The sequence below is a fragment of the Pseudomonas sp. TUM22785 genome (assembly GCF_028198105.1).
Lineage (GTDB): Bacteria > Pseudomonadota > Gammaproteobacteria > Pseudomonadales > Pseudomonadaceae > Metapseudomonas > Metapseudomonas solani.
The window spans coordinates 5,935,854-5,956,027 of the sequence record NZ_CP116239.1; the positions used below are offsets into that span (position 1 = coordinate 5,935,854).

General features: G+C 64.6%; 20 protein-coding genes. 5 read left to right on the forward strand and 15 right to left on the reverse strand.

What is annotated here, in order from left to right; all coding sequences use genetic code 11:
- Positions 1–50: 50 nt before the first annotated feature.
- Entirely contained in the window at positions 51–314 is a 264-nt protein-coding gene (locus tag PI990_RS27075) for a DNA-binding protein (protein ID WP_271659023.1), read from the forward strand.
- A gap of 66 nt (positions 315–380) precedes the next feature.
- Here the strand turns inward: PI990_RS27075 and PI990_RS27080 are convergent, their stop codons facing one another.
- On the reverse strand, positions 381–848 hold the full coding sequence (locus PI990_RS27080) for a hypothetical protein (RefSeq protein ID WP_271659024.1): 468 nt from the start codon (positions 846–848) through the stop codon (positions 381–383).
- A 200-nt stretch (positions 849–1,048) separates the two neighbouring features.
- Here PI990_RS27080 and PI990_RS27085 point away from each other — a divergent pair, with 200 nt between their 5' ends.
- Positions 1,049–2,827, forward strand: coding sequence for an acyl-CoA dehydrogenase C-terminal domain-containing protein (locus PI990_RS27085; protein WP_271659025.1), 1,779 nt, complete (start codon positions 1,049–1,051; stop codon positions 2,825–2,827).
- Positions 2,828–3,139: 312 nt separating this feature from the next.
- On the opposite strand, the gene PI990_RS27090 is transcribed toward PI990_RS27085, so the two are convergent.
- From PI990_RS27090 to PI990_RS27120, 7 genes are all read right to left on the reverse strand, one after another.
- On the reverse strand, positions 3,140–3,421 hold the full coding sequence (locus tag PI990_RS27090; RefSeq protein WP_271659026.1) for a hypothetical protein: 282 nt from the start codon (positions 3,419–3,421) through the stop codon (positions 3,140–3,142).
- A gap of 70 nt (positions 3,422–3,491) precedes the next feature.
- Positions 3,492–3,920 carry a hypothetical protein gene (locus PI990_RS27095; RefSeq protein WP_271659027.1) on the reverse strand — a complete coding sequence of 143 codons (429 nt, stop codon included), beginning with the start codon at positions 3,918–3,920 and terminating at the stop codon, positions 3,492–3,494.
- 132 nt (positions 3,921–4,052) lie between these two features.
- Positions 4,053–5,447 (reverse strand): amino acid permease, encoded by a 1,395-nt coding sequence (locus PI990_RS27100; protein ID WP_271659028.1) that lies wholly within the window; start codon positions 5,445–5,447, stop codon positions 4,053–4,055.
- A gap of 480 nt (positions 5,448–5,927) precedes the next feature.
- On the reverse strand, positions 5,928–6,761 hold the full coding sequence (locus PI990_RS27105) for an AraC family transcriptional regulator (RefSeq protein WP_263404487.1): 834 nt from the start codon (positions 6,759–6,761) through the stop codon (positions 5,928–5,930).
- A gap of 132 nt (positions 6,762–6,893) precedes the next feature.
- Positions 6,894–7,802, reverse strand: a complete 909-nt coding sequence (locus PI990_RS27110; protein ID WP_271659029.1) for a DMT family transporter — start codon at positions 7,800–7,802, stop codon at positions 6,894–6,896.
- 3 nt (positions 7,803–7,805) lie between these two features.
- Positions 7,806–8,450 (reverse strand): carbonate dehydratase, encoded by a 645-nt coding sequence (can, locus tag PI990_RS27115; RefSeq protein ID WP_021220405.1) that lies wholly within the window; start codon positions 8,448–8,450, stop codon positions 7,806–7,808.
- An 86-nt stretch (positions 8,451–8,536) separates the two neighbouring features.
- Entirely contained in the window at positions 8,537–9,883 is a 1,347-nt protein-coding gene (locus PI990_RS27120; RefSeq protein ID WP_271659030.1) for a flavin monoamine oxidase family protein, read from the reverse strand.
- Positions 9,884–10,042: 159 nt separating this feature from the next.
- Between PI990_RS27120 and PI990_RS27125 the strand changes: the two genes are divergently transcribed.
- Positions 10,043–10,384: a hypothetical protein gene (locus PI990_RS27125; RefSeq protein WP_271659031.1), complete on the forward strand. Its 342-nt coding sequence runs from the start codon at positions 10,043–10,045 to the stop codon at positions 10,382–10,384.
- A gap of 32 nt (positions 10,385–10,416) precedes the next feature.
- Here the strand turns inward: PI990_RS27125 and rimI are convergent, their stop codons facing one another.
- The 7 genes from rimI to PI990_RS27160 all read right to left on the reverse strand — a co-directional run bounded on the left by rimI (position 10,417) and on the right by PI990_RS27160 (position 18,346).
- On the reverse strand, positions 10,417–10,869 hold the full coding sequence (rimI, locus tag PI990_RS27130; RefSeq protein WP_021220402.1) for a ribosomal protein S18-alanine N-acetyltransferase: 453 nt from the start codon (positions 10,867–10,869) through the stop codon (positions 10,417–10,419).
- Positions 10,866–11,684 carry an energy transducer TonB gene (locus PI990_RS27135; protein ID WP_271659032.1) on the reverse strand — a complete coding sequence of 273 codons (819 nt, stop codon included), beginning with the start codon at positions 11,682–11,684 and terminating at the stop codon, positions 10,866–10,868. The genes rimI and PI990_RS27135 overlap by 4 nt, the downstream gene beginning before the upstream one ends.
- Entirely contained in the window at positions 11,681–13,231 is a 1,551-nt protein-coding gene (locus PI990_RS27140) for a 2-isopropylmalate synthase (protein WP_271659033.1), read from the reverse strand. Before PI990_RS27140 ends, PI990_RS27135 begins: the two co-directional genes overlap by 4 nt.
- A gap of 157 nt (positions 13,232–13,388) precedes the next feature.
- Positions 13,389–15,710, reverse strand: coding sequence for a DUF6160 family protein (locus PI990_RS27145; protein ID WP_271659034.1), 2,322 nt, complete (start codon positions 15,708–15,710; stop codon positions 13,389–13,391).
- A gap of 14 nt (positions 15,711–15,724) precedes the next feature.
- Positions 15,725–16,315 (reverse strand): DUF6160 family protein, encoded by a 591-nt coding sequence (locus tag PI990_RS27150; RefSeq protein ID WP_271659035.1) that lies wholly within the window; start codon positions 16,313–16,315, stop codon positions 15,725–15,727.
- Positions 16,305–17,333 (reverse strand): hypothetical protein, encoded by a 1,029-nt coding sequence (locus PI990_RS27155; RefSeq protein WP_271659036.1) that lies wholly within the window; start codon positions 17,331–17,333, stop codon positions 16,305–16,307. Before PI990_RS27155 ends, PI990_RS27150 begins: the two co-directional genes overlap by 11 nt.
- A 2-nt stretch (positions 17,334–17,335) precedes the next feature.
- Positions 17,336–18,346: a DUF6160 family protein gene (locus PI990_RS27160; RefSeq protein ID WP_271659037.1), complete on the reverse strand. Its 1,011-nt coding sequence runs from the start codon at positions 18,344–18,346 to the stop codon at positions 17,336–17,338.
- Between the two features lie 308 nt (positions 18,347–18,654).
- Between PI990_RS27160 and PI990_RS27165 the strand changes: the two genes are divergently transcribed.
- The gene (locus PI990_RS27165) at positions 18,655–19,326 is read left to right on the forward strand and encodes a hypothetical protein (RefSeq protein ID WP_271659038.1); all 672 of its coding nucleotides are present in this window, start codon (positions 18,655–18,657) and stop codon (positions 19,324–19,326) included.
- A 223-nt stretch (positions 19,327–19,549) separates the two neighbouring features.
- Positions 19,550–20,158 (forward strand): hypothetical protein, encoded by a 609-nt coding sequence (locus PI990_RS27170; RefSeq protein WP_021220394.1) that lies wholly within the window; start codon positions 19,550–19,552, stop codon positions 20,156–20,158.
- The last annotated feature ends 16 nt before the right edge of the window (positions 20,159–20,174 follow it).

The following is a 20,174-nucleotide window of genomic DNA, read 5'->3' on the forward strand; positions in this document are numbered from 1 at the left end:
ATACATTAAACCGAAAAAGCACAAATGTAGGAAAAGTCTGGGAATAGTGTATGAGCGAAGGAATTACGCAGCGCGCCATGCAACTCTTGGAAATGGCCAGCATCACCGAATTATCAGAAGCAGGTAGTACGGGATATGTTCGCTGGCAGAACATAAAGCGTGGACGTGCTCGCCTTGGTGCTGATGAGATAGGAATACTAAGCAGAGTTTTTCCGCAGTATCAGTGGTGGTTGATCAGCGGAGAGTTGCGTCTCCAAGATGGACAAACCAGCCCCGAACACGACGGCCTGATCGCCCCGCTCTCTCTGGACTAGCTCACCTTTCCCAACTCGGTGCACAGCTCATGCGGCACCGAGCCGTTCCCCCTCCGCCGCCCGGCCTTACTTCCACTCTCCCCCACTGCGCGCTGCCAACTGCTCATGCAGTGACCACGCGACGGCGTAGGGCTGCTCGCGCCAGTTGAGGGCGTCCCCTGCCTGTCGCCACCGCGCTTCATCCAGCCCGCTGCGGGCGATTTCGTGGGCGAGTGCATCGATCTGCCGTTCGAGGGTGCTGCCCAGGCCGGCGGTGACGGACAGGGGCAGGCCGAACAGCGGCCGCCCGATGAAGGCGGGGTAGCGCTCCGTCGGTACGTCGAGGCCGGTGGCCTGGAGGCCCAGCAGGACGACACGGCCCTCGGCATCCACCACCTCCAGAGCGTACGAGCCGCCATCGCTCAGGGCCCAGCCGTCGATGCGCTGGAGGGGGTAGGCCAGGCGGGGCACCTGGGTGAGGTAGAGGTAGCCGGCGCCTGCGGCACTGGCGGCGAGGGCCAGGGTGAGTGAGGTGATCCATAACGCGCGTTTCATCGAGGCCTCCTTGCGGGTGGGCGAAGCCTACAGGGCGCGGGGCCTGGCGGGCCATGGCGGCTTGCCGGGGCGCTGAAAGCGGAACTGGCCGGTCATCCCCCCGGCGGGAAAAAGTTGTACAAACCCCTTGTACAAACTTATACGCAGCAGTAGAAAATCTATACAAATTCACTCAATGTACAGCTTTAGAGGACTCCACCATGCCGGCCTACCGCGCGCCGCTCCGCGACATGCGTTTTGTGTTCGATGAAGTACTCGATGCCTATACGCACCTGCAGGCTTTGCCGTCCCAAGGGGAATTCGGCACGGACCTGGGCAGCGCGATCCTCGAAGAGGCGGCGCGCCTGGCTGAGGGGGTGCTGGCCCCGCTGAACAGCTCGGGCGACAAGGAAGGCTGTCATTACGACCCGGCGACCCGCGCGGTGAAGACGCCCGAGGGGTTCCGCGAGGGCTACCGCCAGTTCGCCGAAGGCGGCTGGACGGCGCTGGCCTGCCCCACCGAGTTCGGCGGCCAGGGCCTGCCCCATGTGCTGAACATGATGGTGGAGGAGATGGTGTGCTCGGCGAACCTGTCGCTGGGCATGTACCCGGGCCTGACCCACGGCGCCATCAATGCCCTCACCGCCCACGGCACCCGCGAGCAGCAGGAGGCCTACCTGCCGAAGCTGATCAGCGGTGAGTGGACCGGCACCATGTGCCTGACCGAGCCGCAGTGCGGCACGGACCTGGGGCTGATCCGCACCCGCGCCGAACCCCAGGCGGATGGCAGCTACACGCTGAGCGGCACGAAGATCTGGATCACTGGCGGCGAGCACGATCTGGTGGAGAACATCGTCCACCTGGTGCTGGCCCGCCTGCCTGATGCGCCGGCCGGGGTGAAGGGGATTTCGCTGTTCCTGGTGCCCAAGTTCCTCGCCGATGGCAGCCGCAACCCGGCCTTCTGCGGCGGGCTGGAGCACAAGATGGGCATCAAGGGCTCGGCCACCTGCGTGATGAATTTCGAGGGTGCCAAGGGCTGGCTGATCGGCGAGCCCCACAAGGGCCTGCGCTGCATGTTCACGATGATGAACTCGGCACGCCTGATGGTCGGCATGCAGGGCCTGGGCATTGCCGAGAACGCTTACCAGATCAGCCTGGGCTTCGCCCGCGAGCGCCTGCAGAGCCGCTCGCTGAGCGGGCCGAAGGCGCAGGACAAGCCGGCGGACCCGATCCTGGTGCACCCGGACGTGCGGCGCATGCTGCTGCGCCAGAAGGTGATGATCGAGGGCAGCCGCGCGCTGGCCTACTTCACCGGCCTGCATCAGGACATCGCCCACGACCACCCGGACGCCGAGGTGCGCCAGCAGGCGGACGACCTGGTGCAGCTGCTGACGCCGGTGGTGAAGGCCTTCCTCACCGACGAGGGCTTCGCCTGCGCCAACGAGGGCCTGCAGGTGATGGGCGGCTCGGGCTTCACCGAGGACTGGGGCATCGAGCAACTGGTGCGGGATTGCCGCATCACCCGTATCTACGAAGGCACCAACGGCATCCAGGCGCTGGACCTGGTGGGCCGCAAGCTGGCCCTGGGCGGCGGCCGTGCGGTGCGTGGCTTCTTCCAGTTGGTGGGTGAGTGGCTCAAGGCCAATCCCGAGGCAGCCCACGTGGCCAAGGTGGACAAGGCGCTGCGCCAGTTGCAGCAGGCGACCATGTGGCTGGCCACCGAAGGCATGAAGGACCCGGAACAGGCCGGCGCGGCGGCCACGCCATACCTGCGGCTGTTCGCGCTGACCACGCTGGCCTGGCTGTGGGCCCGCATGGCTCAGGTGGCCCAGGCCAAGCTGGACGCGGGCAGCGAGGAGAAGACCTTCTACGGCGCCAAGCTGAAGTCCGCCGACTTCTACATGACCCGAACCCTGACCGAGACCGACGGCCTGCTGGCCGAGGTGATGGCAGGCAAAGCATCCCTGATGGCGTTCAACGAGGACGAGTTCGCGGCATAGCCAACCCTCTCCTCCGTATGCGCACGCCGGCAATCCCTCCCTTTTTTGATTGCCGGTTTTTTTTGCCCGGAATTGGGTCGGCCCGCAGGGTAGCGCTACGCGGGTTGGGGCCGTCGTAGGGTGGATCGCGCTTCATCGATCCACCGTCTGAGCCATGCCAGATGCCCATGGTGGACAGGAAAAGCATCGCGAATGAATTCGCACACGGGGTGGCGCCACCCTACAAGGCCGTGCCGAACACCTCTGGTGGATGGGAAGAGCGCCATCCACCCTACGCCCCGGGCGGTGATGTGCCGGGGCATAGGGGCGAACTCATTCGCGATTGCTGAGGTGGCCCAGGTGGCGAATCAGCGTGTCGATCAGGAACCAGCCCGAGAGCGGCAGGCCGATGAACATCATTGGTACGCTCAGGAACAGCGCTCGCCCAACCCAGGCAGTCATGTCCTGCCCGCTCGACAGGCAGTCGTGCAGCCCCTTGGTGTTGCCCTGGCAGCCGAAGTGCTCGAACGCCCAGATGCCCCATTGCCATCCCAGCCAGGTAACGCCCAGTGGCCAAGGAAGGAAACAAGGTGACCTGGAACTACGGGAAGTCATGCACCACTGAACTCTAGTGGCCTCATGTTCCCGGAAGGCTGAAGCGAGCCCTCCGGGAACCCTTAGCAACTCACTTTCCCAGTCTCGATAGCGCTAGAGCCGTCCCAAACCCCGCCCCCACCACCATCACCGGCAACGCCGCATACCCCAGCACCTCGATCGCCATCTCCAGGCTCGTGTAGGTGCTCCAGCTCGCCACCCGGTTGTCGAAGATGCTGATGTCCACCAGGTACCACGCAAGCATCGCCAGCAAGGTGGCCAAGGCCACCCTGAGCAGGCGGTAAGTAATGCGCTTGCCGAGCCAGCGGGCGAGCAGCAGAAACGGGATAAGCACCAGCGCATGCACCAGCAGCTCCTCGGCCAGCGAGTAGCGCCCCATGTCCGAGGGTGGGTTGCTGGCGAAGGGCGCGAGCGCCCAGAGGCCCTGGAGCAGGGTGCCGATGATGAAGAGCAGGCTGGCCGCCAGTGCGCGGCTGGCGGTGCGGAATCCATTGCCCACGAAGTGATCCGTCCTGTGGATAAGATGCGCATTGTATGCCGTGAGCGGGAGGCGAACCGCTAAAGCGTTCGCGCCTGCCCAAATGAAAACACCCCGAACCAGTCGGGGTGTTTGGGTGCATCAGCGCGGCGGTCAGGAAGCCAGATTGCCTACCGCACTGTCCGCTTCGACCTTGGCCTTGAGGTTGAGCACCTTGTACAGCACGGTCAGCAGCACGAGGAATGCCGGGCCGATGTACAGGGCGATGCGGGTTTCCTCGAAGAAGGCCATCAGCACCACCACCAGCACCAGGAAGGCCAGGGCGAGGTAGGAGCTGAGGGGGAACAGCCACATCTTGAACTGCAGCTTGCCCTGTTCGGCCGGGCTCAGGCTGCGGCGGAACTTCATCTGCGCGAGCAGGATCATGGCCCAGGTCCAGATGGCGCCGAAGGTGGCGATGGAAGTCACCCAGACGAACACCTTCTCCGGCACCAGGTAGTTCAGCAGCACGCCGAGGAGCAGGGCGCCGATGGACAGCAGCAGCGCGTTGCGCGGTACGCCGTTACGCGAGGTGCGGGCGAAGGGCTTAGGCGCCTGGCCGTGCTGGGCGAGGCTATAGAGCATGCGCCCGGTGCTGAAGATGCCGCCGTTGCAGGAGCTCAGCGCCGCAGTGATGACCACGAAGTTGATGATGCCGGCGGCGGTCTTGATGCCGAGGCGTTCGAAGGTCATGACGAAGGGGCTACCCTGGGTGCCGATCTCGTTCCAGGGGTAGATGGACATGATCACGAACAGCGCGCCGACGTAGAACAGCAGGATGCGCCAGAACACCGAGTTGATCGCGTTGGGGATGGTCTTCTGCGGGTTGCGCGCTTCGCCGGCGGTGAGGCCGATCATCTCCACGCCCAGGTAGGCGAACATGACCATCTGCAGCGACATGAGCACGCCCTGGATGCCGTTGGGCATGAAGCCGCCATGGTTCCACAGGTTGCTGATGCCGGTGGCGATGCCGCCATTGCCGATGCCGAAGACGATCATCCCGGCGCCGGCCACGACCATGGCGATGATGGTGACGATCTTGATCAGGGCGAACCAGAACTCGAACTCGCCGAAGGCGCGCACGGTGATCAGGTTGATGGTGCCCATGCTCGCCAGGGCCAGCAGGGCCCAGATCCAGCGGTCCACGTCGGGGAACCAGATCTGCATGTAGATGGCGACGGCGGTGATCTCGGCGACGCAGGTCACCAGCCAGAGGAACCAGTAGTTCCAGCCGGTGAGGAAGCCGGCCAGCGGGCCGAGGTAATCCTGGGCGTAACGGCTGAAGGAGCCGGCCACGGGGTTGTGCACGGCCATCTCGCCGAGGGCGCGCATGATCACGAGGATGGCGATGCCACCGATGATGTAGGAGAGCATGATGGCGGGGCCGGCCATCTGGATGGCCTTGGCGGAGCCAAGGAACAGGCCGACGCCGATGCAGGCGCCGAGGGCCATGAGGCGGATGTGCCGCTCACCCAGGCCGCGTTGCAGTTCATGTTCGCTGCTGGACATGTGAACCTCTTATTTTTGTAAAAGGGCTGGCACCCGCCGAGGGGTAACCCGGCAGGGCTGACTGTTGTTTCCGCTACCCGGGTCGCGGGAGCGGAAAGCAGAAGTCGCCCGTTCGGCAGCAAAGACAAGGCAGGCTTTGTCGGCCGGATACGGACGGTTGGCTGTTGTATAGAGGGGGCACCGAGGGGGCAATGCGACAATCGGCTTCCCGATTAAAACAGCTGAATCTGCCGCGCGGACTATACAGGGCGAGAGAAATAACTTCGATGCGACCTTCTGACAGGCGGAGTCGTTCTGGTACGGCGGTTCTTGGAGCGAAAGAAGTCGACGCTACAGGTTCCTGGCCGTTTCGCCAGGAAACATAAGCCCACGGCTGTTTGGCGCTGGGCTCGATGGGTTTCGCGGAGCTCTACCCATCCTACGGGTCCGTGACACAGGGGCCGGCGAAGGCGCTGCCCTGCCCCGCCGGATCCCGTTGCCCTACTTCAGCGGCATGCAGATGCAGGTTTGCAGCTGCGCGGGCGGGGTGGTGCGGGGGTCGTTCATGTACATCTCGAACATGGGGAAGTTCGCCGGCTCGTGGCCACTGGCGGGCAGCCATTGCGAGAACATCCAGTTGTAGGGCTTTTCCATCTCGTTGTACGGGCCGGTGTAGGTCAGTACGGCGCAGCGGCCAGCGGGGATTTCGAAGCGCAGCAGCTCGTCGCCCAGCACGGCATCGGGCGCCACCGGGACGCAAGCCATCGAGCGCAACTCATGCTCGGGCACCTGGGCGGGGTCGTCGAAGTAGATGCCGTAGCCGACCGACTCGGGCTGGGCGATGCCGCGGGTGGCGGCGAGCATGAAGACGCGGGCGAACTGCGGGCCGATTTCCTGGTAGCTGCCGCGATGGGCCAGGGCTGCCAGGGTGACGCCGGGTAGGGTTTCGATCTTGATGGGGTACATGCCGAGCTCCTTGGGGTCGAAGGGTCGGGAGCGGGCTGCGCGATAGCGCCCCGGCGGGATGCCGAAGGCGGTGCCGAATGCCCGGTTGAACGCCGCGTCCGACTCATAGCCGGCGCGCTGCGCCACATCACGCAAGGAAGCCTCGGGGTTGCCCAGTGCCACCGCCGCGCGGTGCATGCGGATGCGTTGCACCGTGGCGTTCACCGTTTCCCCCATCAAGGCGCGGTAGACGCGATGGAAGTGGTACGGCGAGAGGCAGGCCAGGTCCGCCAGCCGGTACAGGTCCGGGTCGGCGTCGGGGTGGCGAGCCAGCCAGTGCAGGACGGGTTCCAGGCGCTGGCCGTAGTGGTTCAGGGTCTCGGGCTTCATGCGGTCTCCTTGGAACGCACTGTAGCGACGGCGGTTTTGCAGATTTTGCGCTTTTTACGGGCGAGGCCGAAGGCGCCAGGGCAACGCTGTGCGCTGCTTGGCGAATGCGTTCTCCCCGCAGCGTCAGCGAACCTACTTCGCCCGCTGGCGGGTACCGAGCAGCAGGCCGGCGAAGATCATGCCGCCGCCCACCCAGTGGTAGCCCTGCAGCGCTTCGCCGAGGATGAGGAAGCCGAGGATCGCGGTGAACACCGGCATCAGGTAGTTGGTCAGCGAAGCCTTGGCCACGCCGAGCACGGCGATGCCGTGGTTCCACAGCAGGTAGGCGATCAGCGAGGCGAAGGTGCCGGTGTAGCCGATGGCGGCGAGGTTGCGCAGGCTGGGCTCGAAGTGGGCGCCACTGGCCAGCTCCAGAAGGTAGAACGGCAGCAGCAGCGGCACGCCGCAGAGCGCCAGCGCACCGAGGAAGGCCAGCGGCGGGATGCCCTGGAACCAGGCCGCCCAGCGCCGTTGCAGCAGGGTGTAGAGCGCCCAGTCGAGCACCGCCAGCAGCATGATCAGGTCACCCGGGTTGAAGCTGAGGCTGGCCAGCGAGGCCAGGCTGCCGCGGCCGATCAGCACCAGCAGCCCGAGGATGGCCACCGCCATGCCCAGCCAGGCACGCCGCGTCGGCCATTCACCCAGCAACAGGCCGGCACCGATGAAGGTGACCAGCGGCAGGCAGGTGTTGAGCAGGGTGAGGTTGATCGCCACCGTGGTGCGCGCGGCGCAGTACAGCAGCACGCTGTAGGTGCTGATGCCCATCGCCGCCACCATTACCAGGCGCCAGCCGGCGCGACGCACGGCGGCGCGGTGCTGCCAGAGGGGGCGGGCGACGAAGGGCAGGAGAATGGCCAGGGCCAGGCTCCAGCGCCAGAAGGTCAGGGCGATGGGCGGGATGTCGCCATGGAAGGCCCGCGCCACCAGGGCGTTGCCGGCCCAGCAGGCGCTGGCCAGCAACAGACCGGCCCAGGCCAGGGCCGGGGCGCGTGTTTCAGTCATCGCTCAGCTCTGGCCCAGGGGGCGCAGGCGGTATTGCGGCGGCAGTTGCTCGATGCCGCTGACGGTGACGTTGAGGTTCTTCCAGCGGCCGTCCTTGATGCCGTAGATGCAGCCGTGCACGGACAGCTCCTGCCCACGGTGCCAGGCGTTCTGGACGATGGTGGTGTGGCTGACGTTGGCTACCTGCTGCATGACATTGAGCTCGCACATGCGGTCGACGCGCTCTTCCTCGCTGGTGAACTGCGCCAGGTGCTCGCGCTGGTCGTAGTAGAGGTCACGGATGGTGCGCAGCCAGCCGTCGATCAGGCCGAACTGCACGTCCTGCATGGCCGCGCGCACGCCACCGCAGCCGTAGTGGCCGGTGACCAGGATGTGCTTCACCTTGAGCACGTCCACTGCGTACTGGACCACCGACAGGCAGTTGAGGTCGGTGTGCAGCACCACGTTGGCGACATTGCGGTGGACGAAGAGGTCGCCCGGCAGCATGCCGACGATCTCGTTGGCCGGCACGCGGGCATCGGAGCAGCCGATCCACAGGTATTCGGGCACCTGCTGCTTGGCCAGCTTCTCGAAGAACTGAGGGTCACGTTCCTTGATGTTCTCGGCCCAGCGGGCGTTGTTGTCGAACAGCTGCTGCAGGTCGCTCATCGGTCTTCTCCTCATTCTTATGGCCGGCGCACCTTACGGAGGGTGCCAGGCTTTGACAAGCGCCCGCCGCGCGCCGTCACAGCGGCTCAGCCCGCCGCCAGCACTTCCGCTACCGCACGCTCGGCCGCCTCCACGGCGCCGTCGAAATAGCCCATCCAGCGCGTGGCGGTTTCGGTACCGGCGAAGTGCAAGCGCCCATGGGGCTCACGCAGGCGTGCCGCACCCGTGGTCCATAGCCCCGGCGGGAAACAGGCGGCGTAGCAGCCCCGGGCAAAAGGCTCATCGGCCCAGCACTTGTCCACATACTCCAGGGGCGCCAATGCCTCCTGGCCGAAGTAGCGAGCGAAGCACTCGAGCACCACGGCGCGACGCTCGTCCTCGCTGCGCATGGACCAGTGCCGCGCCTCGTCGCCCTCGATGAAGCCCAACAACACACCACCTGCTGAGCCGGGCAGGCTGTTATCGAAGGTCAGCCGTACCGGCCCGACCTCGCTTGTGGCCTGGCCGGAGAGCCCACGCTCGCGCCAAAAGGGGCGCTGGTAATGCGCCATGCATTTGATCGAGGCGCCCTGGGGCTGGCGTTGCAGCATCTGGTCTCGCCAGCCGGGCAGCAACGGCGCCTGGGTGATTCTCAGCAGCTGGGTCGGCGGCACGGCGAGGATCACCCGCCCAGCCTGGTAGCGCCCGCTGTCGGTGAGCAGCTCGACGCCCTCCCCATCCTGGCACAGCGCCCGCACCGGCTGGCCGAGGCGCACCGCATCGCCCAGGCGCGCCGCCAGCTCCAGGCAGATGCGTTGCGAGCCGCCCTGGATACGGTCCTGCTGGGCGCCGTTCTCGACGCCAAGGATGCAGTCGAAACCACTGCCGGCCTGCACGTAGAACAGCACATGAAGGAAGGACAGGTCGTGGGGGCTGGCGGCGAACACGGCGCCGCTCATCAGCTCGAACACCTTGCGCCCCTGGGCAGTCTTCAGGGTGCGGCGGATCCACTCGGCGAAGGTCATCGAGTCCCATTCTTCCGCACGCGGGTGGCGGGCCGGGTCATCCAGGGGGATCTGCCGTGACAGGCGCTCGAAACGCATCTGCGCCTGCAGTACATCCAGCAGCACCAGCGGCGAGAAGCGCGGAATGGTGCCGCGATAGGGCTTCAGCCGGCCGCCGAAGAAGGTCAGGTTGTCGCCCTGGTTCCATAGCGGGAAGGTGGAGAGATTCAGCTCGCCCAGCAGCCCGAGGATGCGGTCCTGGGTCGGGCCCACCCACTGGCCACCCAGCTCCACCACATCGCCTGTGGATAACCCATGGTTGAGGGTGCGCCCCCCCACCCGCTCGTTGGCCTCCAGCACCTGCACGCGCTTGCCGGCACAGGCGAGGCGCCAGGCGGCGGTCAGCCCCGAGATACCCGCCCCGACCACGATCACGTCCGTTTGCTGCATGGCGCCCTCCTCGCCTGATGGTGGCAAAAGGGTACGCCGGTACCAGAAGCCGGAAAATGGCCGTAAATGCCAGACTGGCCGACGGATCGGGGCAAATGGGGGGAATCTTTCCGCGTGGCGGCCGTCCACCCTCCATAGCCACAGCGTGGAGGCCACGCCATGAGCCAGCCAGACCCGACCCGCAACAACCCCGCGACGGACGAGGAGCACGATCCCAAGGCCCCGGAGAAGTCGCTGACCGAAGCGCCTGCCGGCAGCCGCCCGGTGGAGGAGTTCCCGCCGCGTCAGTTGCGTGAGGCCGGCCTGACCCGGGGCGGCACACCGCACCCGCCGAAGGATTTCGACCTGTCGCCGGAAGAGCTGCTGGAGGATGAAACCGACACGCCGCTCAGCAACCCCAGCGGCACGCTGTCTCGGGATTTCGACCTCAGCGTTACCGGTGACGAGGAAGAGGAGCTGCACGAGGAAGAGCAGCCCCGCTACGCCCGGCGTGCCCGCTAGCTTCTAGGGACGTCGTCGAGCGCAGGCACTTTTCAGTCCAGCAGGGTGCAGGCCATCACCAGGGCATCCTCGCGGCCACCCACCGCCGGGTAGTAGCCCCGGCGCCGGCCGATCTCGTTGAAGCCATAGCGCTCGTAGAGCCGGTAGGCAGACTCGTTGCTGGCACGCACTTCGAGGAAGCATTCGCCGGCCTTGAGTTCCAGCGCGCGCTGCATCAGGTGCTCCAGCAGGCGCAAGCCCAGCCCGCGCCCCTGGCTTTCCGGCTTTACGGTGATGTTGAGCAGGTGCGCCTCATCGATGATCACGTTGATCACCCCGTGGCCGACCTGCTGGGTGCCTTCGAACATGATCCAGCAGTCGTAGGACTTCAGGCCGTCGGCAAAGATGCCGCGCGTCCAGGGATGGCTGAAGGCGGCGTATTCGATCTTGAGCACGGCATCGAGATCCGCCTCGGTCATCCGGCGGAAGGAAACTGCATCGGTCATTCAGCGGACTTCCAGCGTCGCGTCACCCGGCGCATGGCTTGCCACAGCTCGGCCTTGCGTTGGGGTTCGTCCATCAGCAGCTCCAGCCCGGGCACGGCCCAGGCGGCGCCCAGGCCTTCGACCTGGAGTTCGCGGCAGTAGGCATCGGCGTCGGCTTCCCCGGCAAAGCGGATCGCCGGCAACCCCACCAGCCACAGGCAACTGCAGCCGGCGCCCTCTTCCATGCGTGCAGCGACGAAGCCCTGGAGGAAATCACGGGCAGCGTCTGGCCCCTGGTCCATGTTGCCGCGCACCAGCAGCGGCCAGCGCACCGGCTCACCGATCATCTGTGGCGCATCCGGCAGGCCGGCGGCGCGCAGCAGGTCCTTGAGCAGCAGGTAGGCCGGGTCGCGGCTCTGGAAGCCTTCGCCGGTGGGCAGTTCGACCAACAACAGGCAACTGCCGGCACGCAGCAATTGCAGGGAGAAACGCGGTGGCGCCACCGGAGCGGTTTTCACCGGCTCCGGGGTCGCTTCATTGGCGGGCTCCGCCGTCGGCTCGGGGTTCACCGCTACGCGCGGCGTGGTGCCGGGGCGCGGTACCTCGATCTTCGGCCGCGTGGGGGCCTGCACCGGTGCCTCGGCTCCGGCCGGGGTGGCCTGGGTCGCGGCAGCGGCGGGAGTGGGCACCCGCGTCGGTTCGGGTTTCGGCGCGGCCTCGGGCTGCACCAGCAGCTCGGGGCGCGAGGGCGCAGCGAAGGGCAATACCGTGCGCGGCAGCCAGGTGGCGACCTGCATGGCATCGAGATAAGCGCGGCGACGGAGCTCTTGGATCAAACGTCAGCTACCTGTGGATGGGCTTTACGTACGCCGGCCTGCATGAGGTTCAGCGCGTTGAGATAGGCCTTGGCGGAAGCGACAACTATATCGGTATCCGCACCGTTGCCGTTGACGATTCGTCCGGCTTTTTCCAGGCGCACCGTCACCTCGCCCTGGGAGTCGGTGCCCTGGGTGATGGCGTTGACCGAATAGAGCTGCAGGTTGGCGGCCGAAGCAGCGAGGCTTTCGATGGCCTTGAAGGTGGCGTCCACCGGGCCGGAGCCTTCGGCACTGGCCTCACGCTCGACACCGCCGATGCTCAGTACCAGCCGCGCGTGGGGCACCTCGCCGGTGCGCGAGACGACTTCCAGGTGGGCCAGGCGGAAGTGCTCCGGCGCTTCCTCGCCGAGGCTGTCGGAGACGATGGCCTGGAGGTCTTCGTCGAAGATTTCGTGCTTCTTGTCGGCCAGCACCTTGAAGCGGGCGAAGGCAGCGTTGAGTTCGGCCTCGCCGGGCAGCTGGATGCCCAGTTCCTCCAGGCGGGTACGGAACGCGTTGCGCCCGGAGAGCTTGCCAAGGGACAGCTTGTTGGTGTGCCAGCCCACGGACTGCGCGGACATGATCTCGTAGGTTTCGCGGTGCTTGAGCACCCCATCCTGGTGGATGCCCGACTCGTGGGCGAAGGCGTTGGCGCCGACGATGGCCTTGTTCGGCTGCACCGGGAAGCCAGTGATGCCGGAGACCATGCGCGAGGTGGCGAGGATGTGCGGCGTGTCGATGCGGGTGTGCACGCCGAGGATGTCGGCGCGGGTCTTGATCGCCATGACGATCTCTTCCAGCGCGGCGTTGCCGGCGCGCTCGCCCAGGCCGTTGATGGTGCACTCCACCTGGCGTGCGCCCACCGCCACCGCCGCCAGGGAGTTGGCCACGGCCAGGCCCAGGTCGTTGTGGCAATGCACGGAGAACACCGCCTTGTCGGCATTGGGGATGCGCTGCAGCAGCTGGCGGATGGTCTCGGCGTACTGGTGCGGGATGGCGTAGCCGACGGTGTCGGGGATGTTGATGGTGCGGGCGCCGGCGTCGATGGCGGCCTCGATGATGCGGCAGAGGAAATCGATCTCGGAGCGCCCGGCGTCCTCGCAGGAGAACTCGACGTCCGCGCACAGGTTGCGCGCGTGGCGCACGGCGCGCACGGCCTGCTCCACCACCTGGTCCGGCTGCATGCGCAGCTTGTACTGCATGTGGATGGGGCTGGTGGCGATGAAGGTGTGGATGCGCCCGGAGTTGGCGCCCTTGAGGGCTTCGGCGGCGCGCTCGATATCGGCCTCGACCGCACGGGCCAGGCTGCACACGGTGCTGTCCTTGATGCTGTCGGCGATGGCCTTGACCGCTTCGAAGTCCCCCGGGCTGGCGATGGCGAAGCCCGCCTCGATCACGTCGACGCGCAGCCGCTCCAGGGCCTTGGCGATGCGCAGTTTCTCTTCCCGGGTCATTGAGGCGCCGGGGCTCTGCTCGCCGTCGCGCAGGGTGGTGTCGAAAATGATGACGCGATCGTTATTGTTCATTGTGGTCACTCCTCATGTCCCCACCGGGGATGCGGCCGGGGCGCTGGCTAAAGACGCCGCGGCTTGTGGCCGCGACGACGGATGACGAATTGTGGCGCGAAACGCGCGAGGCGGGAAGGCACGGGCGGCGCACGGAAGGCGCCGCCGGGCGGGCGGCTCAGTTGATCGGCGTGGCGGTGAGGTTGGCGCGGATATCGGCGTTCTGCAGCTTCACCCCGTACATGGAGGTGACGGCGCCGCCGGTGGGGTGCACGTGCTGGATGCGGTCGATGTTCACTTCCTTGAAGTGGATGCGGCCGTTGACCGCGAAGCCCAGCGGGTCGGGGGTGACGGCGGTGCAGGTGCTGCCGTTCTTGGTGCAGACCTTGGTCGGCGCGACGTCGAGGTTGAGGTCGGCGTTGAAGCCGTAGGTATTGGCGTTGGGGTCCTTGGGGTTACCGTCGGAGGTGTAGAAGTTATCCACAACCAGCTGGCTGCCGCTGCCGTTCACGCCATTGACGCGGTCGGTCTCGATGATCACCTGGTTGCGCTTCTCGTCGGTGGCCACGCCGTTGACCGTGCTGTCGATGGTGGTGTCGCGCACGAATACGTTCTTCAGCTTGACCGAGACGCCTTCGTTGCCGCGGTCCTCCCAGCGGCCGCCGCTGGCGGAACAGGCACTGGCAGTGGAGCCGCTGCCGCCCACGCAAAGAGCGCCGGCACCGCCGGAGCTGAGCGCCAGGGTGGAGCCCTGTTCGTAGCGCTTGAGCACCAGGCGACCGAGGCTGGTGCCGGTGGCGCGATCACCCCAGCGCAGGTCGGCGACATCGAGGTTGGACCAGTAGGTGCCCTTGCGCAGCTCGACGCCGTTGTTGCTGACGTCCACCGAGCCGTCGCGGAAGTGCATGTCGTAGCGGGTGCCGGAGAGCCACAGGCCCTTGCCGGTCTCGTCCACGGTGATGGCGGCGCGGGCGTCGGTGATGAAGAAATCGGCGTTGTAGCTGATGCCCGAGCCGCTGCTGCCACCCGGTTGCAGGGTGAGCTGGCCATTGAGGGTGAAGTCGTAGGCGGGGAAGATTTCCATCAGCACCAGCAACTCGGTGCCGCCCTGCAGCGGCGCGGTGGCGCTGCCCACACGCAAGCCATCGAAGCTGTAGCTGCCCTTGACGTTGTTCAGGCCCAGGCGCAGGCCGTCGAAGTGGCCGTTGTAGCTGCCCTTGCTCATGTCGCTCTGGGTGCCGGCGTAGCACGAGGTGGAGGCGCCAGCCGCGCAGCTCTTGGTGATGTCCAGGGTGACCTGCCCGGTGCCGTTGGTGCGCAGCCCGCTGAACCACATGCTGTTGCCGTTATCGGTGAGCGAGACCGAGCTGTTGGCCATGTTCCAGCTGACGTCGGCGGTGATGCCCTTGAGGCCCGAGTTGGGATCGCCGCCAGGGCGCAGCTTGAAGATGTTCTTCTTCGCGCCGTCGTCGACGAAGTTGAGGTCGATGCCCAGGCTGCCGAGCTTCTGGTTGGTGGGGTTGCCGATGATCAGCCCGCCCAGGGTGGCGTTGAGCTTGAGGTCGGCGAAGGCGACCTGGACGAAGCTGCCATTGCCATCCTGCACCAGGTCGAGGGTCAGGCCGGCGAGGCTGCGCAGGGTGCCGGAGAAGTTCTCGGCACGCAGGATGCCTTCGTCCTGGTACTGGAACAGGCTGTTGACGATGTTCACGTCGGGCCGGATGCGCAGGCCCGAGCCGCTGGCGCCGCCACTGGAGATGCTGACGCTGCCGCCCAGGCGCAGGTCCATGTTGAGCTTGCCGAAGCTCTTGCTGGCATTGGGGTCGCGCAGGTCCGGTGCATCGGGTGTCACCGGCAATGCAGTGGGGTCGCCATGAGCCAGGTCCAGGCCGATGCCATTGATGGCGGCGACGAAGCGCGAGCTGCCCAGGTCGAGCCGCACCGCCTGGCCATCCCCACCGCTGACGATGTCGATGTAGGCGTTGTTCAGGTAGGCGTCGAGGCTCATGCCTTTGACGATCAGGTCGAAGCCGTTGTCGCGGTAATAGAAGGTGACATCGGAGAGCGAGAGGCGGCTGTCGTCCACCGAGATGCCGGTGACGCCGCTGGCGCCGCCGCCCTTGATCTTCAGCGTCGCACCCAGGGTGTAGAAGGCGCGTAGGGAACCGAAGCTCTTGGTGCTGCCGCCCATTTCGATATTGGTGACGCTGAGCGCCTGGGCGCTGCTGGCGTGCTCGATCTGCAGGCGCTGGTTGACCACATCCACCTTGGTAGTGGAAGTGATGCTGGAGCCACTGCGCGGCTGGTTGCTGACGCCACGCAGGTTGAGGCTCTGGCCGTCCTCGCTGTAGCTGATGTTGCTGGCCGACCAGCCGGCGCTGGTGGTTTCCAGGCTGATGCCGTCCTGCCCGGTGACGTCGGACAGCGCCGTGTCATCCAGCGCCTGCATGGCCTGGGCCAGGGGGCTGAGGAGTACCGCGAACAACGCAACTGCACGCATCGCCCTGCTCCTTGTTATTTGGGGAAGACCAGCACGCTGCCCTGCATGCGGATGTCGCCGTCGATCTTCGCCGAGAAGATGTTGGTCTGCTGGAAGGTGGAGTCGCCGCCATTGGCGGTGGTGCCCACCTTGTTGCGCCAGCCGCCCTGGTTGGCGACGGCGAAGGCGAAGCTGCCGTCCTTGAAGCGCACGTTGTTGGGCAGGCCCAGCTCGATCACGTCCTGGTTGAAGCCGGCGGCGCTGTCGTTGATCAGGCGGGTGCGCAGGGTCAGGCCTTCGAAGCTGAACACGCCCTTGAGGTTGTCGAGCACGTACCAGCCGCCCGCAGCCTCGGTGCGGATGGCGATACGCATGCCGCAGCTTTCCGGGGTGCTGGAGCCCGCCGTGGCGCAGCTGCGCTCGCCGATGGTCCATTGCGCGGCGTTGTTGGTGGCCGGGGTGCTCCAGAGCACGCCGCCGCCCTTGTTGATACTGAACTCGCCGGAAAGGTAGACCCCACCCTGCCCGCTCGTGGCGCTGAGGTCGGCATCCGCCATGGGCTTGAGCTCGGCCTGCGCGCAACCGGCGGCAAGCAGCAGGACCAGTGGGAGGAGTCTAGAGGTCATGGCTGGTCACCTTCAGGTAGTTGATGCTGAGGCCGCCGATCTCGTTGTAGCCGAAGTTGTAGCCGCCGGTGCTAGCGTTGCCGCTACCGACCGTTAGGTTGTTGATGACGATGTTGGTACGCGGTGCATTGGCATAGAAATCATCTGCCAGAGCTTGCCTCTGAGCAGCCGTAGTACCGGATGCCGTCGGACTCTGCAGCTCCAACACGAACTGACCATTACTGGTCGCGTCGAACAACAGAGGCTGGCTCTTGCCGTAACCCAGAGCGACCGTGGCGTAGGCGCCACTCATGAAAATAGTGCGATCACGTTGCTGCTCGGCAGTGGTGCAGTTGGCACTACCGGCCGCGCAGGACATCAGCTGGATGCCCTTGGCGAACAGGTTGATGCGCATCTCGCCGACCATCTGGCTCTTGGCCTTGTCGCCCCAGAGACGCAGGTAGGACCCGTCCATGGCCAGTTCGGAGATATCCAGGTTGAGTACGTCGGTGCGCCCGGCGGCGACCTGGAAGTCGAAGCGGATGCCCAGGTCGACCTTCTCCGTGGCGCGGCTGGAGCAGGTGTTGCCGCCGGTGGAGTAACCGCTGATGCAGGCCGAGCCCCCCGTGGTGAGGCGCTCGGGGAACATGAACTCCAGCACCGAGACGCCGTTGGGGGTGGTTTGCACCCACTGGCCGGCATCGTTGAGGGTGCGCAGGGTCTCGCCACGGGCCAGGTTTAGGGCGAAGGGGTGGTCCAGCCGGCCAATGGTTACAGGATTGAGATTGGCGCCCTTGTTGCTTCCGATGGCACCTAGATAGAACTCTTTCACCGCAATGGGTACGTTCTGCCCGCTGCCATTGTTGATGTCGTTAATGGTGATGGTGGCGTTATTCGCATCCAGCAGCACCTTATCCAGCACGAAACCGATACCGGCGCCGTCGACGCGGGACAACTCGGCATCATCCAGAGCCTTGAGTTCAGCTTGAGCGACCGAAGCCACTACCAAGAAAAATGCGGCAATCGAGGATTTGAGCATGATCAGCACCCCGAAGTAGCGGATCCCAAGCAGGTGTCCTTACGTGGAATACCGTTCAGGGCCTGCTCGAAGTCGAACTTGATACCCGCAACCATGTCACCGTTGGCGTTCTTGTATTTGGGGATGTTGAGAAACGCACCCGCTACGGCGGTGACCAGTGCGTTGGTATCAAGGTCACGCCATTGGGTGTCCTTGAGTTGTACGGATATGAAGACTCCTCGCGCTGCTTGATCCATTCCAGCTGCCGCCGTGTTTCCAATATCCAAGGACTTGAACTGGCTGAGGTTGAAACACGTGGTAATCCCAATGATCTGGCAGCCGCTTGAAGGGAAAGCCGTCAGTAACCCTCCGAGCAAATTGCAATTGGAAATGCACTGCACAACCGCCCCATCCTTCAGTCCTGCCTGTGCAGCACGGACCGAATCAGGCGTGCCATTGCTGACCAATTCCGCTTCGGACTTGATGATCGAGTTGTCATTGACCGTGGCGCCAAGCAGCAACTTCTGGAAAAAATTGGCGCTGTCCAATAGCGGCTTTGCCTTGCCTTCAAGGTCAACAGCCACCTTTCCGGTCAGATGGGAAATATCACCGGAAAGTACACCTTTCGCCTCGGCGAAGCCGATACGTACACCGACGACCTTGTTCCCCTCGTATGCCAACTCGAAATACGGATCGACGATCTGAAAAGGATTGATGGTGTCGTTGGGTCCTACGGTTCCCAACGCGAAATTGTTGATCAGGATATCCGAGCTCTTGGACTCCCCAGGGCGACTGTAACCGCCCAATTCGAGCTTCTTGATATTGAGCTGGGTATCGACCTTCACTCCGAAATTGACACGGGTGTAGTTCACCGCCCCTGCAGCATCGGTTGTCAGGTTGATGAACGCTTGCCCAGTGACGTTGGAAAGCTCTGCGTCATCAAGAGGCTCCATGCGGGCCTGGGCCGAAGTGGCCAGCAGGCTGGCAGCAAGCACGAGGAAAAGGCGTTTGGCGGGACTGCGGGTCAGGCGCATGGCGAGTTCCCTCTACTTCTTATAGTTATGGCCGAGCACTGGCGGCTCGATTACGTGATGCCACTATAGGGAAGCGTTCGCCATAAGGGCCCGACCCATAGGCGGGAAAAAGGTGGGATTTTTGAAGTTCGCCCCCGGCTCGCCGCTGCGGTTGTTACCCAAATCCACACCCCCGCGCACCACCCCTAGCTTCAGGATGGTCGACACGCCGAGCAGGCGCGGCCTCCTGCCCGCCAGCCTTTGGATAGCTGGGCGTGAAGCGGGGCAACTGGTCCACTGCCGGCTCCATAAAACAAGGAGTCGTTGCAATGTTGAAATTCCGGATTCTCCCCATGGCCCTGGTTGCTTTCGGCCTACCCTTCATGGCTGCTGCCGATAGCCAGACTGCGCTTGAGCAGCAGCTCAGCTACATGAAAGGCGAATTGACTCCAACCCTCCACACGAAAGCCAAGGCCAGGCTATTTGGCCATCGGGAAAATACCCTTACGACATCGCTTAGCGGCACGCTGCTGGTCGGGAAAGCCATCACCTATGACACCCACAATCACACGCCCTACAACGAAGAGCCTACAGATACCACCACCTTCAACATGGTGGTGGCAGGCTACATGCCAGACCCCGCGATAGGCTCAGTTAGCTCAAATCTGAGCGGAGTCAGTACGCTGGCCTTTGCACGCGTGGTCAAGCTGTTCAACACGCCTCCGGTGCCCGAAGCAGACCTGATTTGTAATTTATTCATGACATCCAGCGAGGACGTTCAAGGCGTGAACATCGCTGGCACTTACCTTCCTCTTACCAAAGTCGGCTCATCAGTGAAAAACGGTACAACCCATTACAACTACCAAGCAGTTGCTTTGAATAGCAATGCACCCAATTACCCCCAGTACTTTGTCGATGAGCACGCTTTCTGCACCACCTTCGAATCCTTCAACAACACCTATTCCAATGGTTCCAACGTGGCAGTGACCTTAATCCCCTAAGCGGTCAAGGCTCCTCCCTCACAAGTGCGCATGAGTCCACCTCATGCGCACCTGCCTCCAGAATTTCCTGCATCCGTCCGACAAGTGACCATCCTCGTCAGATTGCGACCGCTCTAGAATGTCGAATGTGAGCTGGAGCACGCTCCAGCCCCATTCCAAGCCCTTGAATTGCCTGGCATGTTTTCTGCCTTGTTACAGATCAGATGCCGTATTGACCGAGTCCATGAACGCCAACTCCAAAGCCGATTCCGATTCACACTGGGACGAATTGCAGAACCAGAGCGACCTCGCCTGGGACCTGGATGCCATTACCGACCGCCAGCAGGCGATCGACTTCCTGCTGCGCTTCGAAAACCGCCTGTGCGTCTATTCCGGCTATGTAGAGAAGCTCTACAGCAACTACAGCTTCGTGGTGCCGGAGGAGGAGCACGGCAGCATCACCATCCTCCCCGACGAGCAGGCGTGGCACGACACCTTCAACGAAATCCCGCCCGAGGCGGTGGAGCCCACCGGCATCCACATCCTGCCCGGCGAGACCATGGGTTATTCCGGCCTGTACCTGAAGATCCCCGGTGAGCACCGCCTGGCCGCCTCCCGCGAGCTGCCGTTCCAGGAAGGCCTGAAGCTGCTGATCCAGCGCTACCAGGCGAAGAACGACCACTTCCTGCCGGTGCTGGTGAAAGGCGACCTGCGCGAGTACGAAGCACGCATGCCCTCGCTGCACCTGCACCGCATCAATACCGAGCGCCTGGGCCATACCTCGCAGCTCAACGTCAACGCCATCAAGGCCGCCATTGCCGATCACCTGATCGGGCTGTTCCGCCAGAGCTGAGCCTGCCGCGGCGGCG

Excerpts from the sequence above, each read along its gene's own strand:
- PI990_RS27105 (WP_263404487.1), bottom strand. The coding sequence starts at position 6,761 with ATGAAGCCCGAGACCCTGAACCACTACGGCCAGCGCCTGGAACCCGTC.
- PI990_RS27075 (WP_271659023.1), top strand. The coding sequence starts at position 51 with ATGAGCGAAGGAATTACGCAGCGCGCCATGCAACTCTTGGAAATGGCC.
- PI990_RS27145 (WP_271659034.1), bottom strand. The coding sequence starts at position 15,710 with ATGCGTGCAGTTGCGTTGTTCGCGGTACTCCTCAGCCCCCTGGCCCAG.
- PI990_RS27125 (WP_271659031.1), top strand. The coding sequence starts at position 10,043 with ATGAGCCAGCCAGACCCGACCCGCAACAACCCCGCGACGGACGAGGAG.
- PI990_RS27085 (WP_271659025.1), top strand. The coding sequence starts at position 1,049 with ATGCCGGCCTACCGCGCGCCGCTCCGCGACATGCGTTTTGTGTTCGAT.
- PI990_RS27110 (WP_271659029.1), bottom strand. The coding sequence starts at position 7,802 with ATGACTGAAACACGCGCCCCGGCCCTGGCCTGGGCCGGTCTGTTGCTG.
- PI990_RS27140 (WP_271659033.1), bottom strand. The coding sequence starts at position 13,231 with ATGAACAATAACGATCGCGTCATCATTTTCGACACCACCCTGCGCGAC.
- rimI (WP_021220402.1), bottom strand. The coding sequence starts at position 10,869 with ATGACCGATGCAGTTTCCTTCCGCCGGATGACCGAGGCGGATCTCGAT.
- PI990_RS27170 (WP_021220394.1), top strand. The coding sequence starts at position 19,550 with ATGAACGCCAACTCCAAAGCCGATTCCGATTCACACTGGGACGAATTG.
- PI990_RS27155 (WP_271659036.1), bottom strand. The coding sequence starts at position 17,333 with ATGCTCAAATCCTCGATTGCCGCATTTTTCTTGGTAGTGGCTTCGGTC.
- PI990_RS27080 (WP_271659024.1), bottom strand. The coding sequence starts at position 848 with ATGAAACGCGCGTTATGGATCACCTCACTCACCCTGGCCCTCGCCGCC.
- PI990_RS27090 (WP_271659026.1), bottom strand. The coding sequence starts at position 3,421 with ATGACTTCCCGTAGTTCCAGGTCACCTTGTTTCCTTCCTTGGCCACTG.
- PI990_RS27165 (WP_271659038.1), top strand. The coding sequence starts at position 18,655 with ATGTTGAAATTCCGGATTCTCCCCATGGCCCTGGTTGCTTTCGGCCTA.
- can (WP_021220405.1), bottom strand. The coding sequence starts at position 8,450 with ATGAGCGACCTGCAGCAGCTGTTCGACAACAACGCCCGCTGGGCCGAG.
- PI990_RS27100 (WP_271659028.1), bottom strand. The coding sequence starts at position 5,447 with ATGTCCAGCAGCGAACATGAACTGCAACGCGGCCTGGGTGAGCGGCAC.
- PI990_RS27160 (WP_271659037.1), bottom strand. The coding sequence starts at position 18,346 with ATGCGCCTGACCCGCAGTCCCGCCAAACGCCTTTTCCTCGTGCTTGCT.
- PI990_RS27150 (WP_271659035.1), bottom strand. The coding sequence starts at position 16,315 with ATGACCTCTAGACTCCTCCCACTGGTCCTGCTGCTTGCCGCCGGTTGC.
- PI990_RS27120 (WP_271659030.1), bottom strand. The coding sequence starts at position 9,883 with ATGCAGCAAACGGACGTGATCGTGGTCGGGGCGGGTATCTCGGGGCTG.